General features: G+C 67.3%; 17 protein-coding genes and 1 tRNA gene. 4 read left to right on the plus strand and 14 right to left on the minus strand.

Annotated features, from left to right (window positions below):
• Positions 1–6 precede the first annotated feature (6 nt).
• The 5 genes from EJ913_RS14815 to EJ913_RS14835 all read right to left on the minus strand — a co-directional run bounded on the left by EJ913_RS14815 (position 7) and on the right by EJ913_RS14835 (position 10,030).
• On the minus strand, positions 7–5,220 hold the full coding sequence (locus EJ913_RS14815; RefSeq protein WP_244939362.1) for an alpha-2-macroglobulin family protein: 5,214 nt from the start codon (positions 5,218–5,220) through the stop codon (positions 7–9).
• A gap of 91 nt (positions 5,221–5,311) precedes the next feature.
• Complete coding sequence (locus EJ913_RS14820) at positions 5,312–6,199, minus strand: LysR family transcriptional regulator (protein WP_126999146.1); 888 nt, start codon at positions 6,197–6,199, stop codon at positions 5,312–5,314.
• 177 nt (positions 6,200–6,376) lie between these two features.
• Positions 6,377–7,372, minus strand: coding sequence for a YeiH family protein (locus EJ913_RS14825; RefSeq protein WP_211098956.1), 996 nt, complete (start codon positions 7,370–7,372; stop codon positions 6,377–6,379).
• Positions 7,373–7,466: 94 nt separating this feature from the next.
• The gene (locus tag EJ913_RS14830) at positions 7,467–8,717 is read right to left on the minus strand and encodes a molybdopterin molybdotransferase MoeA (protein WP_126999148.1); all 1,251 of its coding nucleotides are present in this window, start codon (positions 8,715–8,717) and stop codon (positions 7,467–7,469) included.
• 119 nt (positions 8,718–8,836) lie between these two features.
• Complete coding sequence (locus tag EJ913_RS14835) at positions 8,837–10,030, minus strand: vWA domain-containing protein (protein WP_126999150.1); 1,194 nt, start codon at positions 10,028–10,030, stop codon at positions 8,837–8,839.
• Positions 10,031–10,088: 58 nt separating this feature from the next.
• On the opposite strand from EJ913_RS14835, the gene EJ913_RS14840 reads away from it, so the two are divergent.
• Positions 10,089–10,652 carry an HD domain-containing protein gene (locus EJ913_RS14840; RefSeq protein ID WP_126999152.1) on the plus strand — a complete coding sequence of 188 codons (564 nt, stop codon included), beginning with the start codon at positions 10,089–10,091 and terminating at the stop codon, positions 10,650–10,652.
• 1 nt (position 10,653) lies between these two features.
• On the opposite strand, the gene EJ913_RS14845 is transcribed toward EJ913_RS14840, so the two are convergent.
• From EJ913_RS14845 to EJ913_RS14870, 6 genes are all read right to left on the minus strand, one after another.
• A complete protein-coding gene (locus tag EJ913_RS14845; RefSeq protein WP_126999154.1) occupies positions 10,654–12,720 on the minus strand; it encodes a tetratricopeptide repeat protein in 2,067 nt (688 codons plus the stop codon).
• Positions 12,721–12,797: 77 nt separating this feature from the next.
• On the minus strand, positions 12,798–15,446 hold the full coding sequence (locus EJ913_RS14850) for a valine--tRNA ligase (protein WP_185909783.1): 2,649 nt from the start codon (positions 15,444–15,446) through the stop codon (positions 12,798–12,800).
• A 54-nt stretch (positions 15,447–15,500) separates the two neighbouring features.
• A complete protein-coding gene (locus EJ913_RS14855; RefSeq protein WP_238520209.1) occupies positions 15,501–15,989 on the minus strand; it encodes a DUF2497 domain-containing protein in 489 nt (162 codons plus the stop codon).
• A gap of 303 nt (positions 15,990–16,292) precedes the next feature.
• On the minus strand, positions 16,293–17,684 hold the full coding sequence (locus EJ913_RS14860; RefSeq protein WP_126999160.1) for a TolC family outer membrane protein: 1,392 nt from the start codon (positions 17,682–17,684) through the stop codon (positions 16,293–16,295).
• Positions 17,685–17,686: 2 nt separating this feature from the next.
• Complete coding sequence (locus tag EJ913_RS14865; protein WP_126999162.1) at positions 17,687–18,013, minus strand: rhodanese-like domain-containing protein; 327 nt, start codon at positions 18,011–18,013, stop codon at positions 17,687–17,689.
• A gap of 89 nt (positions 18,014–18,102) precedes the next feature.
• Entirely contained in the window at positions 18,103–18,759 is a 657-nt protein-coding gene (locus EJ913_RS14870; RefSeq protein WP_126999164.1) for a protein-L-isoaspartate O-methyltransferase family protein, read from the minus strand.
• A gap of 274 nt (positions 18,760–19,033) precedes the next feature.
• Between EJ913_RS14870 and EJ913_RS14875 the strand changes: the two genes are divergently transcribed.
• Positions 19,034–19,107, plus strand: a tRNA-Cys gene (locus tag EJ913_RS14875).
• 553 nt (positions 19,108–19,660) lie between these two features.
• On the opposite strand, the gene EJ913_RS14880 is transcribed toward EJ913_RS14875, so the two are convergent.
• Complete coding sequence (locus EJ913_RS14880; RefSeq protein WP_126999165.1) at positions 19,661–20,209, minus strand: recombinase family protein; 549 nt, start codon at positions 20,207–20,209, stop codon at positions 19,661–19,663.
• A 259-nt stretch (positions 20,210–20,468) separates the two neighbouring features.
• Between EJ913_RS14880 and EJ913_RS14885 the strand changes: the two genes are divergently transcribed.
• Complete coding sequence (locus EJ913_RS14885; RefSeq protein WP_126999167.1) at positions 20,469–21,491, plus strand: hypothetical protein; 1,023 nt, start codon at positions 20,469–20,471, stop codon at positions 21,489–21,491.
• 376 nt (positions 21,492–21,867) lie between these two features.
• A complete protein-coding gene (locus tag EJ913_RS14890) occupies positions 21,868–22,377 on the plus strand; it encodes a hypothetical protein (protein WP_126999169.1) in 510 nt (169 codons plus the stop codon).
• Positions 22,378–22,414: 37 nt separating this feature from the next.
• Here the strand turns inward: EJ913_RS14890 and EJ913_RS14895 are convergent, their stop codons facing one another.
• Both EJ913_RS14895 and EJ913_RS14900 read right to left on the minus strand, forming a co-directional pair.
• On the minus strand, positions 22,415–22,597 hold the full coding sequence (locus EJ913_RS14895) for a hypothetical protein (RefSeq protein ID WP_126999171.1): 183 nt from the start codon (positions 22,595–22,597) through the stop codon (positions 22,415–22,417).
• 400 nt (positions 22,598–22,997) lie between these two features.
• A complete protein-coding gene (locus EJ913_RS14900; protein ID WP_126999173.1) occupies positions 22,998–23,252 on the minus strand; it encodes a BRO-N domain-containing protein in 255 nt (84 codons plus the stop codon).
• Between the last annotated feature and the right edge of the window lie 302 nt (positions 23,253–23,554).

The following is a 23,554-nucleotide window of genomic DNA, read 5'->3' on the forward strand; positions in this document are numbered from 1 at the left end:
AATCGGTCACTCCGCCGGATGGACGGTGATGCGGCCGATGGTCTGCCGGGCGAAGAAGCGCGGCTTGTACATGTCCTCCACCGACGCGCCCGGCAGCTCGTAGACGCCCGGCGTGATGGCGCGGACGATGAAGGCCAGCTTGAAGCTGCGTTCCTCCTCGGTCAGGTCGAAGGCGGCGACGAAGCGGTCGTCCCGCGCCTCGGTGGTGTTGGTCCCGGTCAGGGAGCCGAGCCACGGCATGTCCGTCACCTCGCCGGCCCCCAGCTTGGCGTTCTCGATTTCCCAGCCAGCCGGCAGCGGGTGGGTCAACACGGCCTGATGGTACAGGCTGGTGTTGGCCTCGCCCTCCAGCACGACGACGAACACGTCGTTCTGGCGGATGGCGTCGAGGTTCAGCGGCTCGCCCTTGCGGGTGAAGAAGTTGCGCTTGATGCGCAGCCCCTCGCGCGCCGCCGGGGCGGGCGCCACCGGCACGCCGGACACCGACACCGCCTGCCATACCGCCGCCTTGCCGTTGTTGGCGACCGGAAGCCCGGCCCTCAACTGCGCCAGCGTCGGCGTCAGGTCGACCCGCGCGCCGTCGCGCTTCACCCCATTCAAGGTCATCTCGACCCGCGCCGGGGCGCCGCGCAGCAGCGCGTCGGCGGCCAGCACCGCCCAGGCCTTCTCCTGCGTGTTGGTGCGGTTCGCCGCCGTGGCGGAGACCGGCAGGCGGTCGAGCAGCGCCGGCAGGCGGTCGCCGATCATGTTGACCTCCGCCGCCAGCGCCACCAGCGCCGCCGCGTCGCGCACGGTGGAGCCGTAATCGATCCGCCACTCGTCGCGCGCCAGCCGCGAGACGGCCGAATTGAAGGCGCTGGTCGCCCGCTCGGTGTCGCCCATGCGGGCGAGCGCCGCCCCGAGTTGGCCCTTGGCGAGCGGGCTCGGCAGCGATTCCAGCGCCGTGTCGTGCAGATAACGCGCCGGCCCCGGCAGCGAGATCCCCGCCAGCGCCAACGTGTGCAGGGCGTAGGCGCGGACCGCCAGTTCCTCCGGATCGCTCGCGCTGGAGATGGCGCGCTGACGCAGCCACGCCAGCGCGTCGGTCAGCGGCTTGTCCGGCACCGCCTGCCCCTTCTGCTTGGCGCGCACCAGGAACTCGGTGGCGTAGGCGCTTAGCCAGCCGTCGGCCGTGTCTTGGGCGCCCCACAGCCCGAAGGCGCCGTCGAAGCGCTGCTTGTCCAGCGTGCGCGAGACCGCCTGCTGGATGCGGCTTTCCAGCCCGTCGTCCGGCTTGCGGTCGGTACCCAGCGCCAGCTCCACGTCGCGCACCGACAGCAGCGGCAGGGCGCGGCTGACGGTCTGCTCCAGGCAGCCGTAGGGGTAACGGTCGAGCGCGCGTAGGATGCCGCCGACGTCGAAGGGCGGCGCGGTGGTGAAGCTCGCCGACCACGCGGTGGTGCCCGGCACATAGGCGGCCAGCTCCGCCCCGTCGAAGCGCCAGCTTTCGCCGGGCGCCACCTGACGGGTGACGAACTGGGTCTCCACCGCGCGCGCCGGGCGGACGGTGATGCCGTACTCGTGGGTGACGGCGAGGTTCTCCGGCCCTTTCACCGACAGGGCGACCTGACCGATGCCGGCCGACAGGCCCTTCAACGGCACGATGAGGGTCTTGCGCTCCCCCTTTTCCAACGGGACGGAGAGCGAGCCGCCCTCCACCGACACCGCGTCGCGGCCGGTCACCGTCACCGCGTAGGTCCCGGCGGCAGCCTCGACGTTGTGCAGGGAGAGGGTCACCCGGCTGTCGTCGCCCGGTGCCAGGAAGCGCGGCAGGATCGCGTCGGCGACCAACGGGTCGCGCACGGTCACCGGCTTGGCCGCCGAGCCGACGCGGTTGCGGCTGTAGGCGACCGCCATGACGCGCAGTTCGCCGTTGAAGTCGGGCACGTCGAAGGCGATGCGGGCGATGCCGTCCGCCCCGACCTTCACCGGCCCTTTGAACAGCGACACCACGGTGAAGGGCACCACCGGCAGCCCCGCCCCGCTGGAATCGCCGCCCTGTCGCATGGCGCCATAAGGCCCGTCCAGCGCGTCGATCAGGCGGCCGTAATCGTCGCGGATGTCGAGGCCCAGCGTCCGCTTGCCGAAGAAATGCTTGCCGGGCTCCGGGCTGGCGAAGTCGGTCAGGCGCAGGATGCCCTCGTCGACCGCCGCCAGCGTGACGTAGGCGTCCTCCACCGTGCCGCCACCGGCCGGGGCGACCTTCACCGCGACCTCCAGCTTGCCGTTCGGGCGGATGGTGGCGGGCGCGTCGAGCGTCACGTCCAGCGTCCGCACCGAGGGGTCGATGCCGACCCAGGAGACGCCGACCGCGCGCACCGGCTGCCGCTCCCGCCCCTTGACCGGCGGGCGGAAGGCGGTGGCGGTGACGTAGGCGCCCGGTCCCCAGGCGGCGTCCACCGGCAGTTCGACCGTGGCGCCTTCGGCGGGGATCGACAGGTTGCGCACCTCGAAGAGGCGGTCGGTCGCCACGGTCAGCAGCAGTTCGCCCGCGAAGGCCGGCACGATGTGGACGCGGGCGGTGTCGCCGGGGCGGTAGCTTTGCTTGTCGGTCGAGACCTCCAGCTTGTCGGGCGTGCCGCCGTTGTCCTCGCTGGTCTGCCAGCCGGCGTAGAAGCGGTAGGAGGAGGAAACGCCCGCCGCCTTGTCCGTCACCTCGACGCGGTAGCGGCCGAAGTCGCGCTTGCCCAGCGCCAGCACCGCCGGCTTGTCCGCCGTCGTCGCGACCGTGCCCGACGCCAGCGGGATGTTGCGCGTGCTGGCGTTGTAGCTGTAGCGGCCGTTCTGCCGGTACCATTGGTAGACGGTACGCTCCTCGACCAGCTCCCAGCTCAGGCCGGGCTTGACGATGGCGGTGCCGTCGGGGGCCACCGCCACGAGGTCGAAGCTCGCCTCCTGCCCCTCGCCGATCCGCCCATCGGCGAAACGCGGGCGCAGCCCCAGCGCGTGGGCCTTGGCGCGCACCGGCACGGTGACCGACTTGCGCACCGGGCGCCCGCCCGGCTCGGATAGGTTGACGGTGATCTGCGCGCGCAGCGGCTTGCTGGTGTCGGGCACGTCGGTCAGTTCGACCGCGACGCGGGAGCGGCCCTCGGCGTCGGTGGTCGGGAAGGACAGCTCGTTGAACTTGGAGTCGAAACCGTCCTGCACCCGGCCGAACCGGTAGTCCCTGAAGGCCGGGTACGGCGCCGGATCGGGCTGGAGCAGCACCTCGGCGGTGCCGTCCAGGCCGGCGGCGGGCGGGCCGTAGAGGAAGCGGCCCTGCGCCACCACCTCGAAGGGCTGGCCCGGCACCAGGAACGGCCCGCCGGCCGTCAGGTCGAGCGCCAGCTTGATCGGAACGAAATCCTCGACCTGGAAGGAGCCGCGCCCGACCGGCTCGCCCTTGGGGTCGCCGTAGACCAGCACCTGCCAGCCGCCGAGCGGCGCCGTGCGCGACAGGGTCAGCGGCACGAAGAAGCCGCCCGCCGCCTGGGACTGGACCGGGCCGGAAAAATACTCGGTGCCGCTGGGGCGCAGGATCTTGACCGTCAGCGGGAAGTTCTCGACCGCGTCGGTCTTGTCGTCGCGCAGCAGGACCGACAGGTTGACGGTCTCGCCCTGCCGGTAGACGCCCCGGTCGGTGTAGACGAAGGCGTCCATCGGCCCCGGCGCCGGGCGTCCGCCGACGCCCCGGTCGCTGAGGTCGAAGGCGGCCCCGGTCAGGTCCTGCACGGCGAAGTCGCTGCCGAGATAGGCCATCACCATGTTGGGCGCGTTGCCGCCGGTCTTCAGCAGGCCGGGCGCGAAGCGGGCGCGGCCAAGCTCGTCGGTCTTCGCCCGCGCCAGTTCGGCGTTGTTGGCGGCGACCAGCGCGACCTCGACCCCGACCAGCGGCTTGGCCGTGCCGTAGGAGCGGGCGAAGACGGTCAGCCCGTCGGCGCCCCGGACGCTGGTCAGCCCGATGTCGGAGACCAGCACCCACTGGGTCGCCAGTTCCTCCCACGGGTCGGCGTCGGCGACGTCGGTCGGCTTGGCGGTGACGGCGTAGAGGCCGGGCTTGGGGTCGTCGCCGACCGCCTTGCGGAAGGGAAGCGCGGTCAGCGTGTCGCGGTTGCGGTCGACCTTGACGTCCAGTTCGCCCTTCCACACCAGTTCGCCGGTGCGGTCAGCCAGTTGTTCGGCGGCGTTCTCGGTCAAGGGATTGAACAGCCGGCCTTCCTGCGCGCCGGCGATCAGCGCGCGGTCGTTGACGCGGTAGACCTGGACGGCGATCTTCTCGGTGTTCACGGTCACCAGCGGGATGCCGTCCGGCCCGCTGCGCGGCAGGATGAAGGCCGAGCCGCGGAAGGACGCCATCGCCGGCCGGTCGGGGACGCGGACCGACTGGGTCTCGTCGGCCTTCAGGTCGATGCCGTCTTCGCCGGGCAACCCCTGGCGCAGGGTGACCCGGTAGGCCGAGCCATGGGCCAGACCGCGCACGCACAGCGTGTTCTCGCGGGTCTCGACCGACAGCTTGGTCGCCGGCTCGACCCGCAGGAAATCGTCGAAGCGGACGCCCCGGCGTAGGCTGAGGGTGTCGGTGAACTGGAAGCAGGCGCGCGGGCCGTCGTCCGGGTTGACGGTGACGCCGGTCAGGCGCAAGCCCGCCTTGCGGCGCATGGCGAGCCAGCGGCCTTCCAGTCCCGGCGCGTAGGTGTCGATGACGGCCGCTTCCATCCGCCCGGCGATCTCGCGGATCGAGGCCAGCGCCTTCACCGCCTCCTCCGGCTTGCCGAAGGATTCGTCCATCAGCGTGGCGATGCGCCAGAGGATGGCGACGCGGTCCTCGTCCTTGGTGTTGGCGCGGCCGGCCAGCACGGCGGCGTGCAGCGCGCGGTCCTTGTTGGGCGCCGGCAGGGCCGACCACGCGGCGCTCAATTCCAGCCAGACCGAGGGCGTGTTGGCGCCCTGGGTGATCGCCTGCTCGAATTTCGGGACGGCGGCGGTGGCGTCCTTGCGCTCCATCGCCGCGCGGGCCTGTTTCAGCGCCTCGGCCTGGAGCTTCGGATTCGGTTGCGGCGGGGCCTTGGCGAACAGGCTGTTGGCGTAACCGGCGGCGTCCGCCAGCGCCCCCGGAGGCGTGAAATCGGCCCTCACCGGGCCGCTTGAGACAAAGACCACCATCAGGACCCAGACCAGCGTCAGCAGCCTTGCCATCATCTCGCCTTCAACCGAGTTCGCGTGCGGGTTCCCTTATACGTTGATAACCATACGGTGACGACCCAGACTGCTGGGGTAATGCCCGTCCGGCCTATGACCCTATGACCGCCAGCCGGACGAACTCACGCTCGGCGGCGCTGCGGTGACGGTCGCGGTGGCGCACGAGGTGGAAACCGCGCTCCGGCAAGGCCAGCCCGCCGACCGCGACGAGGCGCCCGTCGCGCAATTCGTCGGACACCACCAGATCGGACAGCACGCTGGCGCCCAGCCCAGCCAGCAGGGCGTGGCGGATCACCGAACCGCCGGGCAGGGTCATCGCGACGGTCAGCGCCGCCGGGTCGAGGCCCACGTCGCGGATCGCCGCCTCGAACAGGGCGCGGGTGCCCGAACCGGGTTCGCGCAGGATCCAACGGGCGGCGGCAAGGTCGGCGGGGGCCACCGCGCCGCGTCCGGCCCAGGGGTGGCCGCGCCCGACCGCCAGCACCAGACGGTCGCCGGGAATCACGTCGCTCATCAGGGACGGGTCGCTCACCGCCCCCTCGGCGATGCCCAACTCGGCGCGGCCATCGCGGACGGCTTCGGCCACGTCCTCGCTGTTGCCGATGGACAGGTCGATCCGGATGCCGGGGAAGGCGGCGGCGAAGCGCGCCAGCCGGGGCGGCAGCCAGTGGTTGCCCACCGTCTGGCTGGCGACCAGACGCAGCGTGCCGCGCGTCAGCCCGGACAGTTCGGCCAGCATCGCGCCGGTTTCCTCCACCTTGCGCAGGATCGACCGCGCCTCGTCGCGCAGCAGCGCACCGGCGGCGGTCAGTTCCACCCTGCGGCCGATGCGGTCGAACAGGCGCAGGCCGTGTTCGGCCTCCAGCGCAGCGACGGCGGCGCTGACCGCCGGCTGGGACAGGCGCAGCGTCTCTGCCGCACGGGTGAAGTGGAGGGCGTCGGCGACCGCCGCGAAGATGCGCAACTGCTCCAGGGTCATCGGCGAGGGCTCCTCCGGCGGTGGGGAGAGAGCGCCGGCCCCATTTGCCCCCTCCCCATCCCTCCCCCGCCTGTGGCGGGAGAGGGGGCCGGATGCTTGTCGGCGTTCGGCGGCAGTCCCCTCTCCCGCGTCAGCGGGGGAGGGTTAGGGAGGGGGCACACGGGTCGGCGCCCGACATCAAGCGAACCACAAAATGCCGACCAAGCTGAAACATGCAAGGAACAGCGTCGCCCCCAGCCCGAGCAGCAGCGGGCGCGGCCCCCTGGCCAGCAGCTTCGACGGGTCGGCGTCCAGCCCCATGGCGCCCAGCGCCATCGCCAGCAGGAAGGGCGCCGCCTGCCCGGCCCAGCCGCGCAGCATCTCCGGCACCAGACCGGCGCTGTTCAGCGCGATCAACCCAATGAAGCCGGCGACGAACCAGGGAAGCGGCGCCGGCACCGCGCCCGTTGCCGCCCCGTCCCGCCGGGCCAGAGCGGCGCCCAGCCCGATCACCACCGGGGCCAGCAGCATCACCCGCCACAGCTTGGCGATGGTGCCGATCTCCCCCGCCTCGCGGCCGTCCTGAAAGGCGGTGGCGACCGCCTGCCCCACCTCGTGGATCGAGGCGCCGGCCCACAGCCCGAAGACATGCGGGTTCAGCGCCAGCGCCTCGGCCAGCGGTGGGTAGGCCAGCATCGACAGCGTGCCGCACAAGGTGACGCAGGCGATGGCGTAGGCGACGTCCTCCTCCTCGGCGCGGGTCACGCTGTTGACCGCCAGCACCGCCGAGGCCCCGCAGATCGAGGTCCCCGCCCCGATCAGCCGCGCCAGCCGGGGTTCGACGCCCAACAGGCGGCCGAGTTGCCCGGTGAACCACAGGCTCGCCGCCAGCGAGGCCGCGACCACCGCCAACCCGGCCCCGCCCAGCGCCCAGACCTGCGCCGCCGTCACCTGCGCGCCGAGCAGCACCACCGCGCCGCGCAGCAGCGGCCGGACGGTGAAGGCGATGCCCGGCCGCAGGGCTTCCCGCCCACCGACCACCCCGCGCAGGGCCATTCCCAGCAACACCGCCAGCACCAGCGGACTGACCGTGCGCCAGCCGAATCCGGTGACCGTCAGCGACGCCGTGGCGGCGAGCAATGCCGACACGGCGACGCCGGGGATAAGGCAAGCAAAGCGGTTCTGGATCGTCATCGTCGCGGCCTCCAATTTCACAAGGAAACTGGAGGGGAATCGATGATCCGTCCAATCTATTGCTTTTACCGTTTCGATCAGAAATACGGATCGATCAGGCGAACAGGCCGGTGAAGGGCAGGAAGTCCACCAGATCGCCGGGGCGGACGCCCCGGCTCTCGGCCGGCACGTCGACCAGCCCGTCGGCCTCGACCATCGAGGTCAGCACGCCGGAACTGTTGCTGGGGAACTTGACCGCCAACGGGCGGCCGTCCTCGCCGCGCTCCAGCCGGGCGCGCAGGAATTCGCGGCGCCCCGGCTTCTTGTCGAAGGAGAAGCCCGCCACCACGAGGCTGCGCGGAGTGGCCGTGCTGGTGGCGCCGGACAGGCGCAGCACCAGCGGACGCCCGACCAGCAGGAAGGTCACCATCGCCGAGACTGGGTTGCCCGGCAGTCCCAGGAAGGGCGTGGTCCCCACCCGGCCCAGCGCCAGCGGCTTGCCGGGCTTGATGGCGAGCGTCCACAGGTCGATGGAGCCCAGCGCGTTGACCGCCGCCTTGACGTGGTCCTCCTCGCCGACCGAGACGCCGCCGCTGGTCACCAGCAGATCGGCGGTCCCGGCCGCCTCGGCCAGCGCCGCGCGGGTGGCGTCGGGCCGGTCCGGCAGGATGCCGAGGTCGCGGACTTCCACCCCCAGCGCGTCGAGCTGGGCCGCCAGCGTGTAGCGGTTGGCGTCGTAGATGGCGTGGGACGGTTTGGGCTGTCCCGGCTCGCGCAGTTCGTCGCCGGTGGAGAACAGCACGACGCGCAGCCGCTTGCGCACCGTCAGGGCGGCACGGCCGACGGCGGCCGCCAGCCCGACCTCCTGCGCGCGCATCCGCTGGCCGGGGTGAAGCACCACCGAGCCGGCGGTCATGTCCTCACCCATCGGGCGGACGTTCGACGCACGCTTCAGCGCGGCGGGAACGAGGACGGCGTCGCCCTCGGTCCGGCAATCCTCCTGCATGGCGACGGTGTCCGCCCCGGCGGGAACCGGCGCGCCGGTGAAGATGCGCACCGCCTCGCCCGGCTTCAACGCGCCCTCGAAGCTGGAGCCGGCGGGCACGCGGCCGACGACCGTCAGCCGCCGCATGCCGTCGCTAGTCTCGGCCCCGGTTCCGGCGGCGTAGCCCCAGCCGTCCATCGCCGACACGTCGGCCGGCGGCACGTTCAGCGGCGCCACCACATCCTCCGCCAGCACACGGCCCAGCGCGGCGCGGAGCGGCACCTCTTCCGTTCCCGTGACGGCGCCGAAGCTCCCGTCGATGCGCGCCACCGCCTCGTCGAGCGACAGGGCGGTCGGGGCCTGAGCGGTGCAATCGTCCATCAATCTGTCCTTACCCGTGTCATGGTCGTGGAAGCGGCGTATACCGCATACCCGACACCGTCCCCTTGTCCTGGGTCAAGCGTTCGTTCGGCAAACCAGCGAAGAGAGGGACGGGAGCCTCAGCGCAACAGTTCCCGCATGGCGCCGTCCAACCCCTCCAGGGTCAGCGGGAACATGCGTCCATCCAGAAGGCGCTGCATCAGCCGGGTGCTTTCCGAATAGGCCCAGTACTGTTGCGGGGTCGGGTTCAGCCACACCGCCTTGTGATAGACGGACAGCACCCGCTGCATCCAGACCTGCCCGGCTTCCTCGTTCCAATGCTCGACGCCGCCGCCGGGGTAGACGATCTCGTAGGGGCTCATCGCCGCGTCGCCGACGAAGACCAGCTTGTAGTCCGAGGGGTAGGTGTGCAGCACGTCCCAGGTCGACGTCCGTTCGGTGTTGCGGCGGGCGTTGTCGCGCCACACGCTCTCGTAGACGCAGTTGTGGAAGTAGAAATGCTCCAGATGCTTGAATTCGCCGCGCGCGGCGGAGAACAGCTCCTCCACCAAGCGGATGTGGTCGTCCATCGAGCCGCCGATGTCGAGGAACAGCAGGACCTTCACCGAATTGTGCCGCTCCGGCACCATCTTCAGGTCGAGCCAGCCGGCGTTGGCCGCCGTGGCGCGGATGGTGCCGGGCAAATCCAGTTCGCTCGCCGCCCCGGTGCGGGCAAACTTGCGCAGGCGGCGCAGCGCCACCTTGATGTTGCGGGTGCCGATCTCCACCCCGTCGTCGAGATTCTTGAACTCGCGCTTGTCCCACACCTTCACGGCGCGGCGGTTCCGGCTCCCGGCCTGCCCGATGCGCACGCCTTCGGGGTTGTAGCCGTAGGCGCCGAACGGCGAGGTGCCGGCGGTGCCGATCCATTTCGACCCGCCCTGGTGCCGGCCCTGCTGCTCGGCCAGCCGCTGGGCCAGCGTCTCCATCAGCTTGTCCCAACCGCCGAGCGCCTGGACCTGCGCCTTCTCCTCGTCGGTCAGGAAGCGTTCGGCCAGCTTGCGCAGCCATTCCTCGGGGATCTCGGTGACGGGAACCTCGTCGGCGCCCTCGCCGCCCTCCCCGGTCAGACCCTTGAAGGTCGTGCCGAACACACGGTCGAAGCGGTCGAGATTGCGCTCGTCCTTCACCAGACAGGCCCGGCTGAGGTAATAGAACTCCTCGACGCGGAAGGACGCGGTGCCGCGCTTCATGGCCTCCATGAGCGTCAGGTATTCCGTCAGAGAGACGGGAACGCCGGCCTTGCGCAGATCGAAGAAGAAACTCGTGAACATGAGCGGTCCTTCGCGCGGGGTCTCGGGCGGAGAGTAGCGCCCTAGAAGAGAGAACGCCATGAGCCTGCCGTCTGCTCCCCTTTTGGACTTCGCCCGCGCGCTGGATTTCGCCGCGCACAAGCACATCGACCAGCGCCGCAAGGGCGTGCGCGCCGAACCCTACGTCAACCACCTGTCGGAGGTGGCGCTGCTGGTCGCCGAGGCGACCGGCGGCGCCGACCCGGTGGCGGTGATCGCAGCATTGCTGCACGACACGCTGGAGGACACCGACGCCAGCTACGAGGAGATCGAGCGGCTGTTCGGGGTGGAGGTGGTGACGGTCGTCGCCGAGACCACCGACGACAAGCGCATGTCCAAGGCCCAACGCAAGCAGCACCAGATCGACGCGGCGCCGACCGCGTCGAAGCGCGCCAAGCTGGTGAAGCTGGCCGACAAGGTGTCGAACCTGCGTTCCATGGCGGCCAGCCCGCCGGCCGATTGGCCGCTGACCCGCAAGGTCGAGTATTTCGAATGGGCGCACGCGGTGGTCGCGGGCCTGCGCGGCACCGACGCCCGACTGGAGGCGCTGTTCGACCGCGCCTATCACGACGGGCTGGCGGAACTGCGCGGCGAGGGCGTGTGACCTAACGGCCGGCGGCCAACGCGCGCAGATCGGCGGCCACCCGCCCGACGACCGGCTCCCAGCAACCGGGCCAGTCCTGGCGGTAGAGGCGAAGGCTCGGGTACCAGAGGCTGTCGCTCCGGTTCTCCAGCCAGCGCCAGCAGCCATCGTAACGCGACAGCACCCAGACGGGCTTGCCCAGCGCCCCGGCCAGATGAACGACCGCGGTGTCCACCCCGATCACCAGATCGAGCCGCTCCACCAGCGCCGCCGTGTCCGCGAAGTCGCCCACCGAGCCCATCGCGTCCACCAGCTCCATCCCGTCCGGCGGCGTGGCGGCCTGCGCGGCGGCCTCACCGTCCTTTTGCAGGCTGTGGAAGCGCATGCCCGGAATTCCGGCCAGCGGCGCCAGTTGGGCCAGCGCCATGGAGCGCTGGCGGTCGATGCTCTCCACCCGCCGGTGGCCCGGCTGCGGGCTGCCCGCCCACACCAGCCCGACCTCCAGCCGCCCATCCGATGGAAACCGCTCCGCCCAGGCGGCGCACAACGCCGGATCGGCTTGCAGATAGGGAACCGCTGCCGGAACGCTGTCCAGCCGGGTGCCGAACGCCAGCGGCAGGCTGAGAAGCGGGCAGTGAAGATCGCAGTCCGGCAGCGGTTCGCCGCGCGCGATCACCTGGACGGCGCCGGGCAACCGGCCCAGTAGGCGCTTGAGCGGCGCCTGGATCTCCAGCACGACCGCCCCACCCTTTTCCGCCACCATCGCAGCGTAGCGGACGAATTGCAGAGTGTCGCCAAACCCCTGTTCGGCGTGCAGCAGGATGCGGCGGCCGTTCAGCGCCTCCCCGCGCCACTGCGGCCAGGGAAAACCGCGATCCCGCTGCATGGATGAGCGCCAGCGCCATTCATACTCGGCCCATCCCACCGCGAAATCACCCGTGGCGAGCAGCAGATGCGAGCGGTTCAGGCGCGCGTCCGCCGAATCCGGAGTCAGCAAGACGGCGCGGCCATGGGCTGTCAGGGCCTCATTCACCCGGCCGCTGGCCTTCAGCGCCGATCCCAGATTCGACCACGCTTCCGAGAGGGCGGGCGCCAGCGCGACGGCGCCGTGCTGAGCGGCGACGGCCTCTTCCACCCGACCAAGATCCTTCAACGCCAGTCCCAGATTCGACCGCGCCCCCGCCAGAGCGGGAGCGAGCCGAAGGGCGATGCGATGAGCCTCGACGGCAGCGTCCGGCCTCCCGAGCGCGTGGAGCGCAAAGCCCAGATTGCTCCAGGCGGCATCGAGGTCCGGGCGCAACGCGACGGCGATCCGTTGGGCGCTCCGTGCCTTCTCGAAGACACGCTGACCTTTCCAGGCGTTACCGAGATTGCACCACGCCTCGGCGAAGTCCGGCCGCTGGGACAGGGCGGCACGATAGGCCGCCACCGCCTCCCCCTGGCCGCCACGGGCTTGCAGCAGGTTGCCGAGGCTGTACTGCGCTTCGGGAAAATCGGACCGCAGTTTGGTCGCCGTCCGGAGCGCGGCCAGCGCTTCGTCCTGTCTTCCGGCGTCCTGCAACGCCAGCCCGAGATTGTGGTGGAGATCGGCATTCCACGAATCGAGAGCCAGGGCGCAACGGTAGGCCGAAACCGCTTCGGCACCCCCGAGCGCCTCCCCCAAGCGGCAATAGGCGTCGAAATGGGCCGGATCGGCGCAGACGGCAGCACGGTAGACCACGACTGCGCCCTTCCCCTGCCGTTCGAGCAGGCGCCCCAGCGCATAGAGCGTACCGGCCGCCGGATCGAGGCTCGCGGCGGTGCGATAGGCCGACACCGCCTCATCGCCTTGCTCCATCTCAACAAGGATATTCGCAAGCGTGACGTGGTAGTGCGAAGCGTCGCCGCGTCCGGTGATGGCGCGCCGGACCCTCCCGGCCGCCTCCGGAAAAAGCCCCATCCGGGCTGCGCAGACGCCCCAGACGTGCAGGGTGTCGGGATGCTCGGGAACCGCGTCCAAAATCCGGCCGCAGAGGGTGTCGGCCTCGGCAAGCCGCCCGGCTTCCATATGGTCCAGCGCCGCGTTCAACGCCTCGTGCAGGCTCGCCATTGCCCTTCCCCATAAAGAAGGAGCCGGCCTCAGGTCTCCCCGAAGCCGGCCCCTGCAATCCCCGATACCGGAAAGCGTCAGGCCCCCAGCATCTCCAGCGCCTTTTGCAGCTTGCCACGCGCCTGATCGGCGGCCTCGCGGCGGTCGCGCTGCTCCACGATCACCTCTTCGGGGGCCTTGGCGACGAACTGCTCGTTCGACAGCTTGGCGTCGATCTTCTTGATCTCGCCCGCCAGCTTGTCGATCTCCTTGCTCAAACGCGCGCGCTCCTTGTCGAGGTCGACGATACCTTCCAGCGGAAGCACCAGCGTCGCCTCGTCCTGCACCGCCTGGACGGCGCTCTTGGGCACCGGGCCGGAGAGCGGCTCGACGCTCGACAGGCGGGCCATGCGAAGGATCAGGTCGCGGTGGGTGTCGAGCCGCTTCAGGCTGGCCTCGCCGGCGTCCTTCAGCTTCAGCTCGATCTGCGCTCCCGGCGGCACGTTCATCTCGGAGCGCATCGAGCGCACCGAGGAGATCAGCCGCACCACCCAGTTCATCTCGTCACGCGCCGCCTGATCGACCAGTTCCGGGCCGACCTCCGGCCAATCGGCCGTGATGAGGCGGCTGGCGCGGTTCGGCGACAGCTGCTCCCACAGCTCCTCGGTGATGAAGGGCATGATCGGGTGGAGGATGTGCAGGATCTGGTCGAGCACCCAGGCGGTCGTCGCACGGGTCTCCGCCTTCGCCGCCTCGTCGGTCCCGGCCAGGATCGGCTTGGTGAACTCCATGTACCAATCGCAGAAGCCGCCCCAGGTGAACTGGTAGGCCGCGTTGGCCGCGTCGTTGAACTTGTAGGCGTCGATGGCGGCGGCGACCTTGTTCGCCGCGTCCGCCAGCTCGCCGACGATCCAGCGGTTGACCGTCTGCGTCAGCCCCACCGGGCGGTAGCCGGCGACCGGCTCGCAGCCGTTCATCTGGCAATAGCGCGCGGCGTTCCACAGCTTGGTCGCGAAGTTGCGGTAGCCCTCGACCCGGTTGGTCGCCAGCTTGATGTCACGCCCCTGCGCGGCCATTGCCGTCAGGGTCAGGCGCAGGGCGTCGGTGCCGTACTCGTCGATGATCTCCAGCGGGTCGATGACGTTGCCCTTGGACTTCGACATCTTCTGGCCGCGCTCGTCGCGGACCAGGGCGTGGATGTAGACGGTGCGGAACGGCACGTCCTTCATGAAGTGCAGACCCATCATCATCATCCGGGCGACCCAGAAGAAGATGATGTCGAAGCCGGTCACCAGCACGTCGGTCGGGTAGTAGCGGTCCAGCTCCGGCGTCTGGTCCGGCCAGCCCAGTGTCGAGAACGGGAACAGCGCCGACGAGAACCAGGTGTCGAGCACGTCGGGATCGCGCGTCAGCTCGACGTCCGAGCCGTAATGCTTGGCGGCGGCGGCGCGGGCGGCGTCCTCGCTCTCCTCGACGAAGAAGGTTCCGTCCGGCCCGTACCAAGCCGGGATCTGATGGCCCCACCAGATCTGGCGGCTGATGCACCAGGGCTGGATGTTGCGCATCCACTCGAAATAGGTGTTCTCCCACTGCTTGGGCACGAACACGGTCTTGCCGGTCTCCACCGCCTCGATGGCCGGCTTGGCGAGCGTCGCGGCGTCGACGTACCACTGGTCGGTCAGCCAAGGCTCGATGGCGACGCCGGAGCGGTCGCCGTGCGGCACCATGTGGGTGTGCGGCTCGATCTTCTCCAGAAGCTCCAGGGCTTCCAGCTCGGCGACCACCTTCTTGCGCGCCTCGTAACGGTCGAGGCCCTGGTAGGCCTCCGGCACGTTCTCGTTCATGCGGGCGTCGCGGTCGAGGATGTTGATCGCCTCGAGCCCGCAGCGCTTGCCGACCTCGAAGTCGTTGAAGTCGTGGGCCGGGGTGATCTTCACCGCGCCCGAGCCGGTCTCCGGATCGGCGTACTCGTCGCCGACGATGGGGATCAGCCGGCCGACCAGCGGCAGCCGCACGTTCTTGCCGATCAGGTCCTTGTAGCGGTCGTCCTCGGGGTGCACCGCGACGCCGGTGTCGCCCAGCATGGTTTCCGGACGGGTGGTCGCCACGACGATGAAGCGCCCCTCCTCCCCGTCGATCGGGTAGCGGAAGTGCCAGAGGTTGCCCTTGATCTCCTTCTGCTCGACCTCGAGGTCGGAGATGGCGGTGTGCAGCTTGGGGTCCCAGTTGACCAGCCGCTTGTCCTTGTAGATCAGGCCCTGGCGGTGCAACTCGACGAACACCTTGGCGACGGCGCGCGACAGGCCCTCGTCCATGGTGAAGCGCTCCTTCGCCCAATCGGGCGAGGCGCCCAGGCGGCGGAGCTGGCGGGTGATGGTGCCGCCCGATTCGGCCTTCCACTCCCACACCTTGTCGATGAAGGCCTTGCGGCCGAAATCGTGGCGGGTCTTGCCCTCCTTGGCGAGGTTGCGCTCCACCACCATCTGGGTGGCGATGCCGGCGTGGTCGGTGCCCGGCTGCCACAGGGCGTCACGCCCGCGCATGCGCTGGTAGCGGGTCAGCAGATCCTGGATGGTGAAGGTCAGCGCGTGGCCCATGTGCAGGCTGCCGGTGACGTTCGGCGGCGGCATCATGATGGTGTAGGGCTTTTCGTTCGACCGCGTGTCGGCGGCGAAGACGCCCGACTCTTCCCACAAGCGGTAGTGCTTTTCCTCGACCTCGGCGGGCCGGTACGTCTTTTCCAACATCACCAGAAACTTTCGCTCGACATCTCAACCGAAGGGCGGAATGGACTTCAGTCCTTAGAACTTCTGCGACCGGCGGATCATCCGGTCGATCTCCTGCTGGACCAGCCGCTCGACCACCGTCGGCAGGTTCTCGTCCAGCCACTCCTTCAACAGCGGCTTCAGCAATTCGCGCACGACCTCCTCCACCGTGCGGATGCCGATCGGCATCGGGCCGATCGACAGGTCGTCGCCCAACTCGCGCGCCAGATGGGTCAAGTGGTGCGAGGCGTCCTCCGCCGTGCGGCGGGAGATCAGCCCGTCATCCACCACCGAACGGCGGCGCGGACGCGGCGGGGGCGGCGGCTCGTCGTCCTCGAACTCATCGTAGACCGGCGGCGGGCGCCGGGCCGGGCGCGGCGGGGGCTCGGGCTCCGGGTCGTCGTAGATCGAGGGGCGCGGCGGAGGCTCCGGAAAGGACGGCTCGTCCTTCCATGGGTCCGGCTCCCCGAAATCCGGACGGTCATCGACGGGATCGTCCTCGACCATCTGGGTCAGTTCCAGCACGTCCTCCTCATCGTCCTCCTCCATCATCATGGGAGGCGGGGGAGGAGGTGGCGGCGGAGGCGGCGGTGGAGGGGGAGGTGGCGGCGGAGGCGGGGGTGCCGCCGCTGGGGCTTCCGATTTCGCGGGCTCGCCGTCCTCGGAAATGATCCGACGGATGGAGGCGAGGATTTCCTCCATCGACGGTTCTTGCTGGCCCTTATCGCTCATCGTGACAACCCGAGACGTCAACCCGCCCCAAACCTAGGGCAGACGCCGGTAAAAAGCCACAATACAAAAACGGCCCGCTTGCGCGGGCCGTTTCGATCATTCGGACACCGAAGTGCCGATCCACTTGCCCCGAGTCTTTTCGTAATTCGCCTGCGGGTCATAATATTGGATCGGCAGGCTCAACTGCTGCGCCGTCAACTGGCCGGTCGACGCCAGGACATTGAACGCCGCGACCATTTCGTCACGCTGGGCACGCACGAGATAGACGCGGCCGTTCAACAGTTCCTGCTCCTGGTTCAACACGTCCAGGACGGTGCGGGAGCCGACCTGCGCCTCCTGCCGGACGCCTTCCAGGGCGATTTGCGCCGCGTTGATCTGGGCCGTGTAGGACTCGATGCTGGCGCGCGCGGTCTGCAGGGCCTGCCACGCGCTGATCGCGGTCTCGGTGACGTTGCGGCGAGCCTCCTCGATCTGCAGGCGCGCCTGATTCGCGGTCTGCTTCGCCTCGCGGACCAAGGCTTCCGGCTGGCCGGCCTGATACAGCGGGATGGTCACCTGGGCGGTGAACTGCGCGCTGTCCGAATGCCGGAGATCAACGCCCGAGGAGCGGCCCGGATCGTAGGTGCGGCTGCCGGTCGCCGACAGGTTGACCGACGGCAGCAGACGCCCGAACTGCTGGTCGACGGTCGCCTGCTGGGCGGCCTCCGAATAGCTCGCCGCCAGGACGTTGGGGTTGTTGGCGCGGGCCAGCTCGACCAGCTCGTCCAGGGTCTTGGGCAGCTTGAAGGCCGGCTTGGGCGCCTTCAGATTGCCCGGAGCGGCGCCGACGACGCGCTCGTAGGTGGCGCGTGACGCCTTCAACTGGCCGTCGGCCGAGATCTTCGAGGCGATGGCGCCGGCCAGACGCGACTCGGACTGGCTGACGTCGGTGCGGGTGTACTCGCCGACGCGGAAGCGGTCGCGGGCGGCGTCGAGCTGACGGCGGAGCACCTGCTCGTTGTTGTTCTGGAGCTGGAGCACCGCCTGGTTCTGGACGATGTCCAGATAGGCCTGGGCGGCGGTCAGCAGCACCGACTGCTCGCTGGCGATCAGCGTGGCGCGCTGCGCCTCGACCAGACGCTCGGCGCGGCGGACGGCCGGACCGACCGTCGCGTCGTAGACCGGCTGGGTCGCGCTGAGGCCGAGGGCCTTGGAGTTCGCCTCCGACCCGGTCTCGCCGCCGTTGTACTTGCTCTCGCTCGCCGACCGGGTGATTCCGGCGGTGGCCCGCACGGTGGGACGGTAGCCGGACAGCGCCTGCGGCACGCCTTCGTCGACGGCCCGCAGACGGGCGCGCTGGGCGCCCAGCGTCGGGTTGTTGGCGTAAGCCTGGGCCAGCGCCTGCTCCAGCGACTGCGCCCAGGCCACGCTGGAACCGCCACCCAGGGCGACGGTCAAGGTCAAGGCCGTCGCCAGCAACGGGCGCGCAAAACGGCTTCGCACGGTCATGTTCAATAGACCTTCATGTTCGGGTCGATTCGGCGCGCCCAGGCATCGACGCCGCCATCGAGATTGATGGCGCGGCCGAAGCCCTGGGAACGCAGCCACATGGTGACTTGCGCGCTGCGGCCACCGTGATGGCACACGACGACGATGTCGCGGTCCTTCGGCAATTCGGCGACGCGGCCCGGAAGGCCGCTCATCGGAATGTGCAGGCTGCCGTCGATGGCGCACAGCTCGTATTCCCAGGCTTCGCGCACGTCGAGGACGAGGGCGTCGTCGCCGGCCTTGCGGCGGCTGTCCAGCTCTTCGACCTCGATCTCGAACGGTGCGGGCATGGGTTGATACTTTCGCGCAAAGGGGTCGGACGACCGTATCTCAGAACCGGAGCGATGTGAACTGCACGGTTCAGTTCATGAGACTCTTTTTAGAACACGAACGTCGTCTTCTTGGCAAAGCCCGGCAGGGTGTGGGGCTGGGCCTCGAACAGGATGCGGCTGGACAGCACGCCGCCGGCCTTCTGGAACAGCCGCACCTCGCCGACTCCGCGCTCGTCCTGCACGATGGCGACGAGACGGCCGTCCTCGGCCAACTGCTCGGCCAGAGCCGCCGGCACCTCCGGCACGGTACCCTCGATGACGATGACGTCGTAAGGGGCGCTCTGGGTGTACCCCTCCGCCATCGGGCCGGTCGCCACGGTCGCGCCGACGACGCCTTGGGCGGCCAGCGCGGCCTTGGCCTGCGCGGTCAGCCCGGCGTCGCTGTCGAGGCCGACGACCGACGCGGCCAGACGGGCGAGCACCGCCGTCGAGTAGCCGCCGGCGCAGCCGACGTCGAGCACGCGGTCGGTCTCCTGCACGGAGACGTATTGCAGCATGCGGGCGAAGACCATCGGCTCCAGCAGGTAACGGCCGTTGCCGAGCGGCAGGTCGTCGTCGACATAGGCGACGCCGCGCGCGGATTCGGGAACGAAGGCCTCCCGAGGCGTCTCGGACAGGACATCGACGAGGCGATGGTCCGTGACCTTGTTCGGACGAATCTGTCCCTCGACCATGAAGAAGCGGGCGGCGGCGAAATCGGTCATGGCGGTCGCTTATGGATTCTGTTGTGACGGCACCGGCACCAAGCCGAACACGGAACGGCTCCTGCCATGGCAGCTTATATAGCCGTAAAGGGCATGGGAACACAACGCCACAGCCGCGCGGCTCCAGCTTGCCGATGGCCCCATGCGAGACGTTTCAGGAAGTGTGGGAAAAGCGTCACCATTCGCCTTGACCGGTCCGCGACGGGTCGCTATACCCTCGCTCCACACCACGGCGCTCTCCCGGAACGGGAACGGCGCCGGCGCTGACTGGGATGGCGCGGTGGCAGAGTGGTGATGCAGCGGACTGCAAATCCGTGTACGTGGGTTCGATTCCCGCCCGTGCCTCCATCCTAACCCTCTGGAAACCTTAGGGTTTTCAGCTTTTAGCCCTGAAGCCTAGTTGGCGCAGGGCACCCAATTTGCTCCCATCTTGCTCCCAATTGCACCCAAGGCTTCGGCCTGCTGTGGGCGTTTGTTCCCACGGCTGATCCGCTGCCCAACGAATGCCCCCTATCTGCCTCAGCGACTCGCCGCAGTCCAGCCCCTTCCCTTCAGGCATCGCAGGGAAGCCTTTTGTTCTGTGGGAGCGGAATGGGAGCAAAGGCGCCACCGGCCTACAGTTTGGACGGCACAGTTGAAATTCAGGCGCCGCGCCTCCCCCCGGTGGGGGCCGATTTACGAATTGGTGCCCCCTCTCGGGGAACGGAAGATCGAAGGGGGCCGGGGGGTGCCGGGAGTCCCTTCGGAAAATCTGGCGGGCTTCCCCATGGTGAAGGGCCGGAACAACAACTAATCAACAGCGGTTTAGCCCCCGATCTACGAACCACGGTTTTCGAGGGGCCGGGGGAGGGCAGACAGTATCTTCCGGTCCCTTGGGACTCCTACCGCCCTACCCTGCCGTTCAGGTGTCGGAACCAAGGATACGGTAGACGCTCGCACGGCCGATCCCGAGTCGCTTGGCTATCTCGGTAGCGCCCAGCCCTTCCGCCTTCAGGGCCATTAGCTCTGCGGTATTGATGGACGGCTTACGGCCCTTATAGACGCCTTCCGCCTTGGCCTTGGCGATCCCCTCTAACTGCCGCTCTTTGCGAATGTTCGTCTCGAACTCCGCGAAGACGCCCAGCATATCAAGGAAGGCTTTGCCGGCCGCGGTGCTGGTGTCGATGGGCTGTTCGGTTGCCTTCAGCGCCGCGCCTTTAGCCCTCAGTTCCCGCACAATGTCCTGAAGGTCAGCGATGGACCGGGCAAGGCGGTCAACGCGAGTGACCATCAATGTGTCACCAGGGCGGAGGAACTGAAGGAGGGTTTCCAGTTCGGCCCGTCCGTTGCGCGTGGTGCCGCTAACCTTCTCCGTGCGGATCACGTCACAGCCGGCAGTCCGAAGCGCCTCTTCCTGAACGGTAAGGTTCTGATCGGTGGTGCTGACCCGTGCGTAGCCGTAAACCGCCATGATGCCTTGCCCCCTGTCTCGTTTGCCTCTAGACCCTGCTTTGATGCACTGTCTTGCAATTACCGTCAACCCAAATAAGACGCAGGAAGCCTAGGCTTGGGTGTCTCGCGCAAATGCCTTGCATGGGTTAACCCTATCAGGACGACATTTCGCGCATGAACCTCCAGCCGGTTCGCCATCACTAGCGCATTAACCTTGAGAACACTTCATTTCGGAGGTAGATACGCAGTCATATTCGCTTGAAAGGAGAACCATTGACATGAACGTGACCATTGGAGTGCCGGAAAGGCTGGATTTAAGTGGTTCCTTACAGTTCGCTCGCCAGCTTCTCGCGCTTTCAGAGGCTGACTGCTACACGTTCGACTTCGAGCATATGTCTTGGACCGAGCCCTTCGGTATGCTCTATGCGTCTGAGGCAATTAAGCATTTAATGAAGCGATTTCCCGGAGCCAAATTCCTAGTGAAAAATTATGAAAGCCATGGCTATCCGGGGCACATGGGCTTCTTTCAAGCGTTCGGCTTAGACTTTGGGAAGAAACCCGGTGCGGCAACCGGGGGAGATAATTACCTGCCGCTTACCGAACTCAGTATTGCCGCCATGTACCGTGAGGCACGTGAGCGCGATGTTGCTGTCGGTGAAATTGTTGATGAGCACGCAGCAAGGCTTGCGGCAGTTCTCACTAGACATGCGGCCGGCGCACTTTTTGAAACCGTCCAGTATGCCCTCCGCGAGATAATGCGGAACACTGCGGAACATGCCCGAGCACCAACACTAAGTTATTGCGCTCAATATTGGCCACAGAAAGACAGAGTGCAAATTGGGATTATAGATGCCGGGGTTGGCATCAGAGAAACACTGTCTAAAAATCCATTCTTACATATTGAAAGCGAATGTGATGCTTTGAAGCTTGCTGTAATGCCGGGAGTTTCTGGGAAAATGTATCAAGGCGTCGAAGTGAAGCCTTACGATGTCTGGCAAAATTCTGGGTATGGTCTATATATGATTAGCCGTATTTGCCGGAATGCCGGAAGTTTCCTAATTTCAAGCAAAGAGGGGACACTTGGCATACTGAAAGATAAACACGAAAGCCAAGCTATGAATTTGCTCCCCGGCACCGGCATCAGATTGCTTCTCAATCCCTCGAAGTTCATGGCTTTAAAGCCACAACTTCAGATATTCGCGAAGGAAGGGCAGGAAGTGGCGGCGCAGGTGAAAGGTGCGCAGACTATCAAGGCGTCCGCCGCATCAATGATGCTTCACAACCAAGAAGTTACGGCATAGATATTCCCGCCTTCTACCCTCAAGATGGGGCGCTTTAGTTCTGAAGGCGCTCCATCATTTCAAGAATGCACACCTAATCCATAAAAATGCGTGCTCCGATCTGTATTTTCATCGAAGCGCTGTGGCGCGAGAGTTCGCTTGGTGCTTGAAATCTCTAGTGCACAGGAAGATTATTGGTTTCCCACACTGTCCTGTTACCAAGATTTCTGGCTTCGCCGACTGGCCGTGTTGGCTCCGCCAGCGCCTAATTCCCCCACCCTTTGAGAACCCGCAATTCACCCACCCTTAGGCGGACGGCCCCATGCCGCCTCTCAGGACCAGGGCACCGGAGAAGCCGGTAAGCGGGTCAACCCACTCTCAAAGGACGAACAACGATATGCACATTCCGAAGATTTCCACTCTCCGCCGGGAACCCCTCTGGCGGGACAAGCAAGGCGTTACCGTGGCCGCTATGGCGGAACGCTGGGGTATAGCCGACTCCACCCTGAGGGCGCTCTTGGATCACCACGGGTTCCTAGATACGGTCCCCTATGGCGGACAACAGCGAAGGGCACTGGTGCCGGACAATGTGTTCCATGCTGGGTACGGACATAACGTCATCCCCGGCAAAGGGTCTGGGGTATTCCAGGGGGATAAATCAACAATCATCTTCCCCGTCTTCTATGAAGAGGTGTTGGATAATATCTGGTGGTGTCTGGACCATGCAGGGATCACTGAAATGGCTTCCAACATTGATAATAAGAAATGGCGATTGAACTATCTCCTTAGCGACCATGGATACCTACCGAATACCGAAATATCTTTGCTGTCTGGTTATACGGTTAATGGTGTGTCCGTAGCGAGACTTCGGAGGCAGGGAGAGCAAAGGGAGATGTTGGCAGCCTGAGGGCTATAATAACTTACGAACCAACTTTTCCCCTCAGTCACGCCAGCGCCACCAAGGCCGCATCGTCCGCAGCAAGCCGCAGGGCTTCCGCGAAGGTCTGAGGCACCCGGAACGCCGGTTGTGCCTGCACCAGATCACCGCGGCGATACGCGGCGAACACCCGGACCAGGGTTACCCGAACCTCCTTCGCCTTTTCGGTACGGGAGAACATGGCGACCAAAAGGGCCTGTTCTTCGTTCAGATAGTAGGCTTTGCCGGGGCGGCCACCGCGGGGACCGGGGGTTATGGGGCGACTCCCGCAAACCTCCGAAGCCTTCAAGCTCTGCCCGGTTCGGAATGATAATGTCCTTACGGATATCGTTCGGGCGGGCCATACCAAGGGCCGCCGCAAGCTCCGTGTGCAGAACACGGGGTTCACCTTCAACGGCGGTAACGCAAATCAGGTCGTTCATGGTCCGGGAGACCTTCAGGAAGCCCGTGGGCGACTCGCTGAAGGCCCTTGGCGTGGGCGTGGCTACATGGTAGCGGGCAATGGTAGGGACGCGGTAGTGATCCCCTGGGGGGCGCTTATGGGCCTCCCTCCATCACCCATCACATTGGCGGCTTGTCCCTTAAACCGATTAAGGTACTCCGCCGTCCTTGCGGATCGCGGGCAACACGTCCCGCGTCACCCAATCCTGAAACTTGCGGGCCTCGGGCTTGTCCGAACGCATCACCAGCTTGTAAAGGCCAGACTCCGTTATGGTGTAGAGAGACTGCATCCCGCCACGGGTATCAATCCGATTGAACCCCTTTTCATCGTCGGTCAGGGGGCGCAGGGCCTCGGTGGTGTTGCGCAGTCCAAGGCATGTGAAACGTCCTTCGCCACGAACCACGGCGCCCCGTTGATTTCCAGGGTGCGGACAGGAACGGCCATGGTGGCGGTTCCGGCGGGCAGACCTAGAGTGATCCGATCAATGTTGCGACGCTCATCGGTGGAAAGCTTCGCTTATGCGCTCCGTTGATTTTTCGCGGACAGTCCAAGGCATCGGTAAATGCCGATCCCCACGAACCAAGGCGCCCTGTCGAGTTCAACGGTGCGGATGCTGATCGGGCCGGCGGAGGCGGAGGCGGAGGCGGAGGCGGAGGCGGAGGCGGAGGCGGAGGCGGAGGCGGAGGCGGAGGCGGAGGCGGAGGC

It is taken from the genome of Azospirillum doebereinerae, from assembly GCF_003989665.1.
GTDB lineage: Bacteria > Pseudomonadota > Alphaproteobacteria > Azospirillales > Azospirillaceae > Azospirillum > Azospirillum doebereinerae.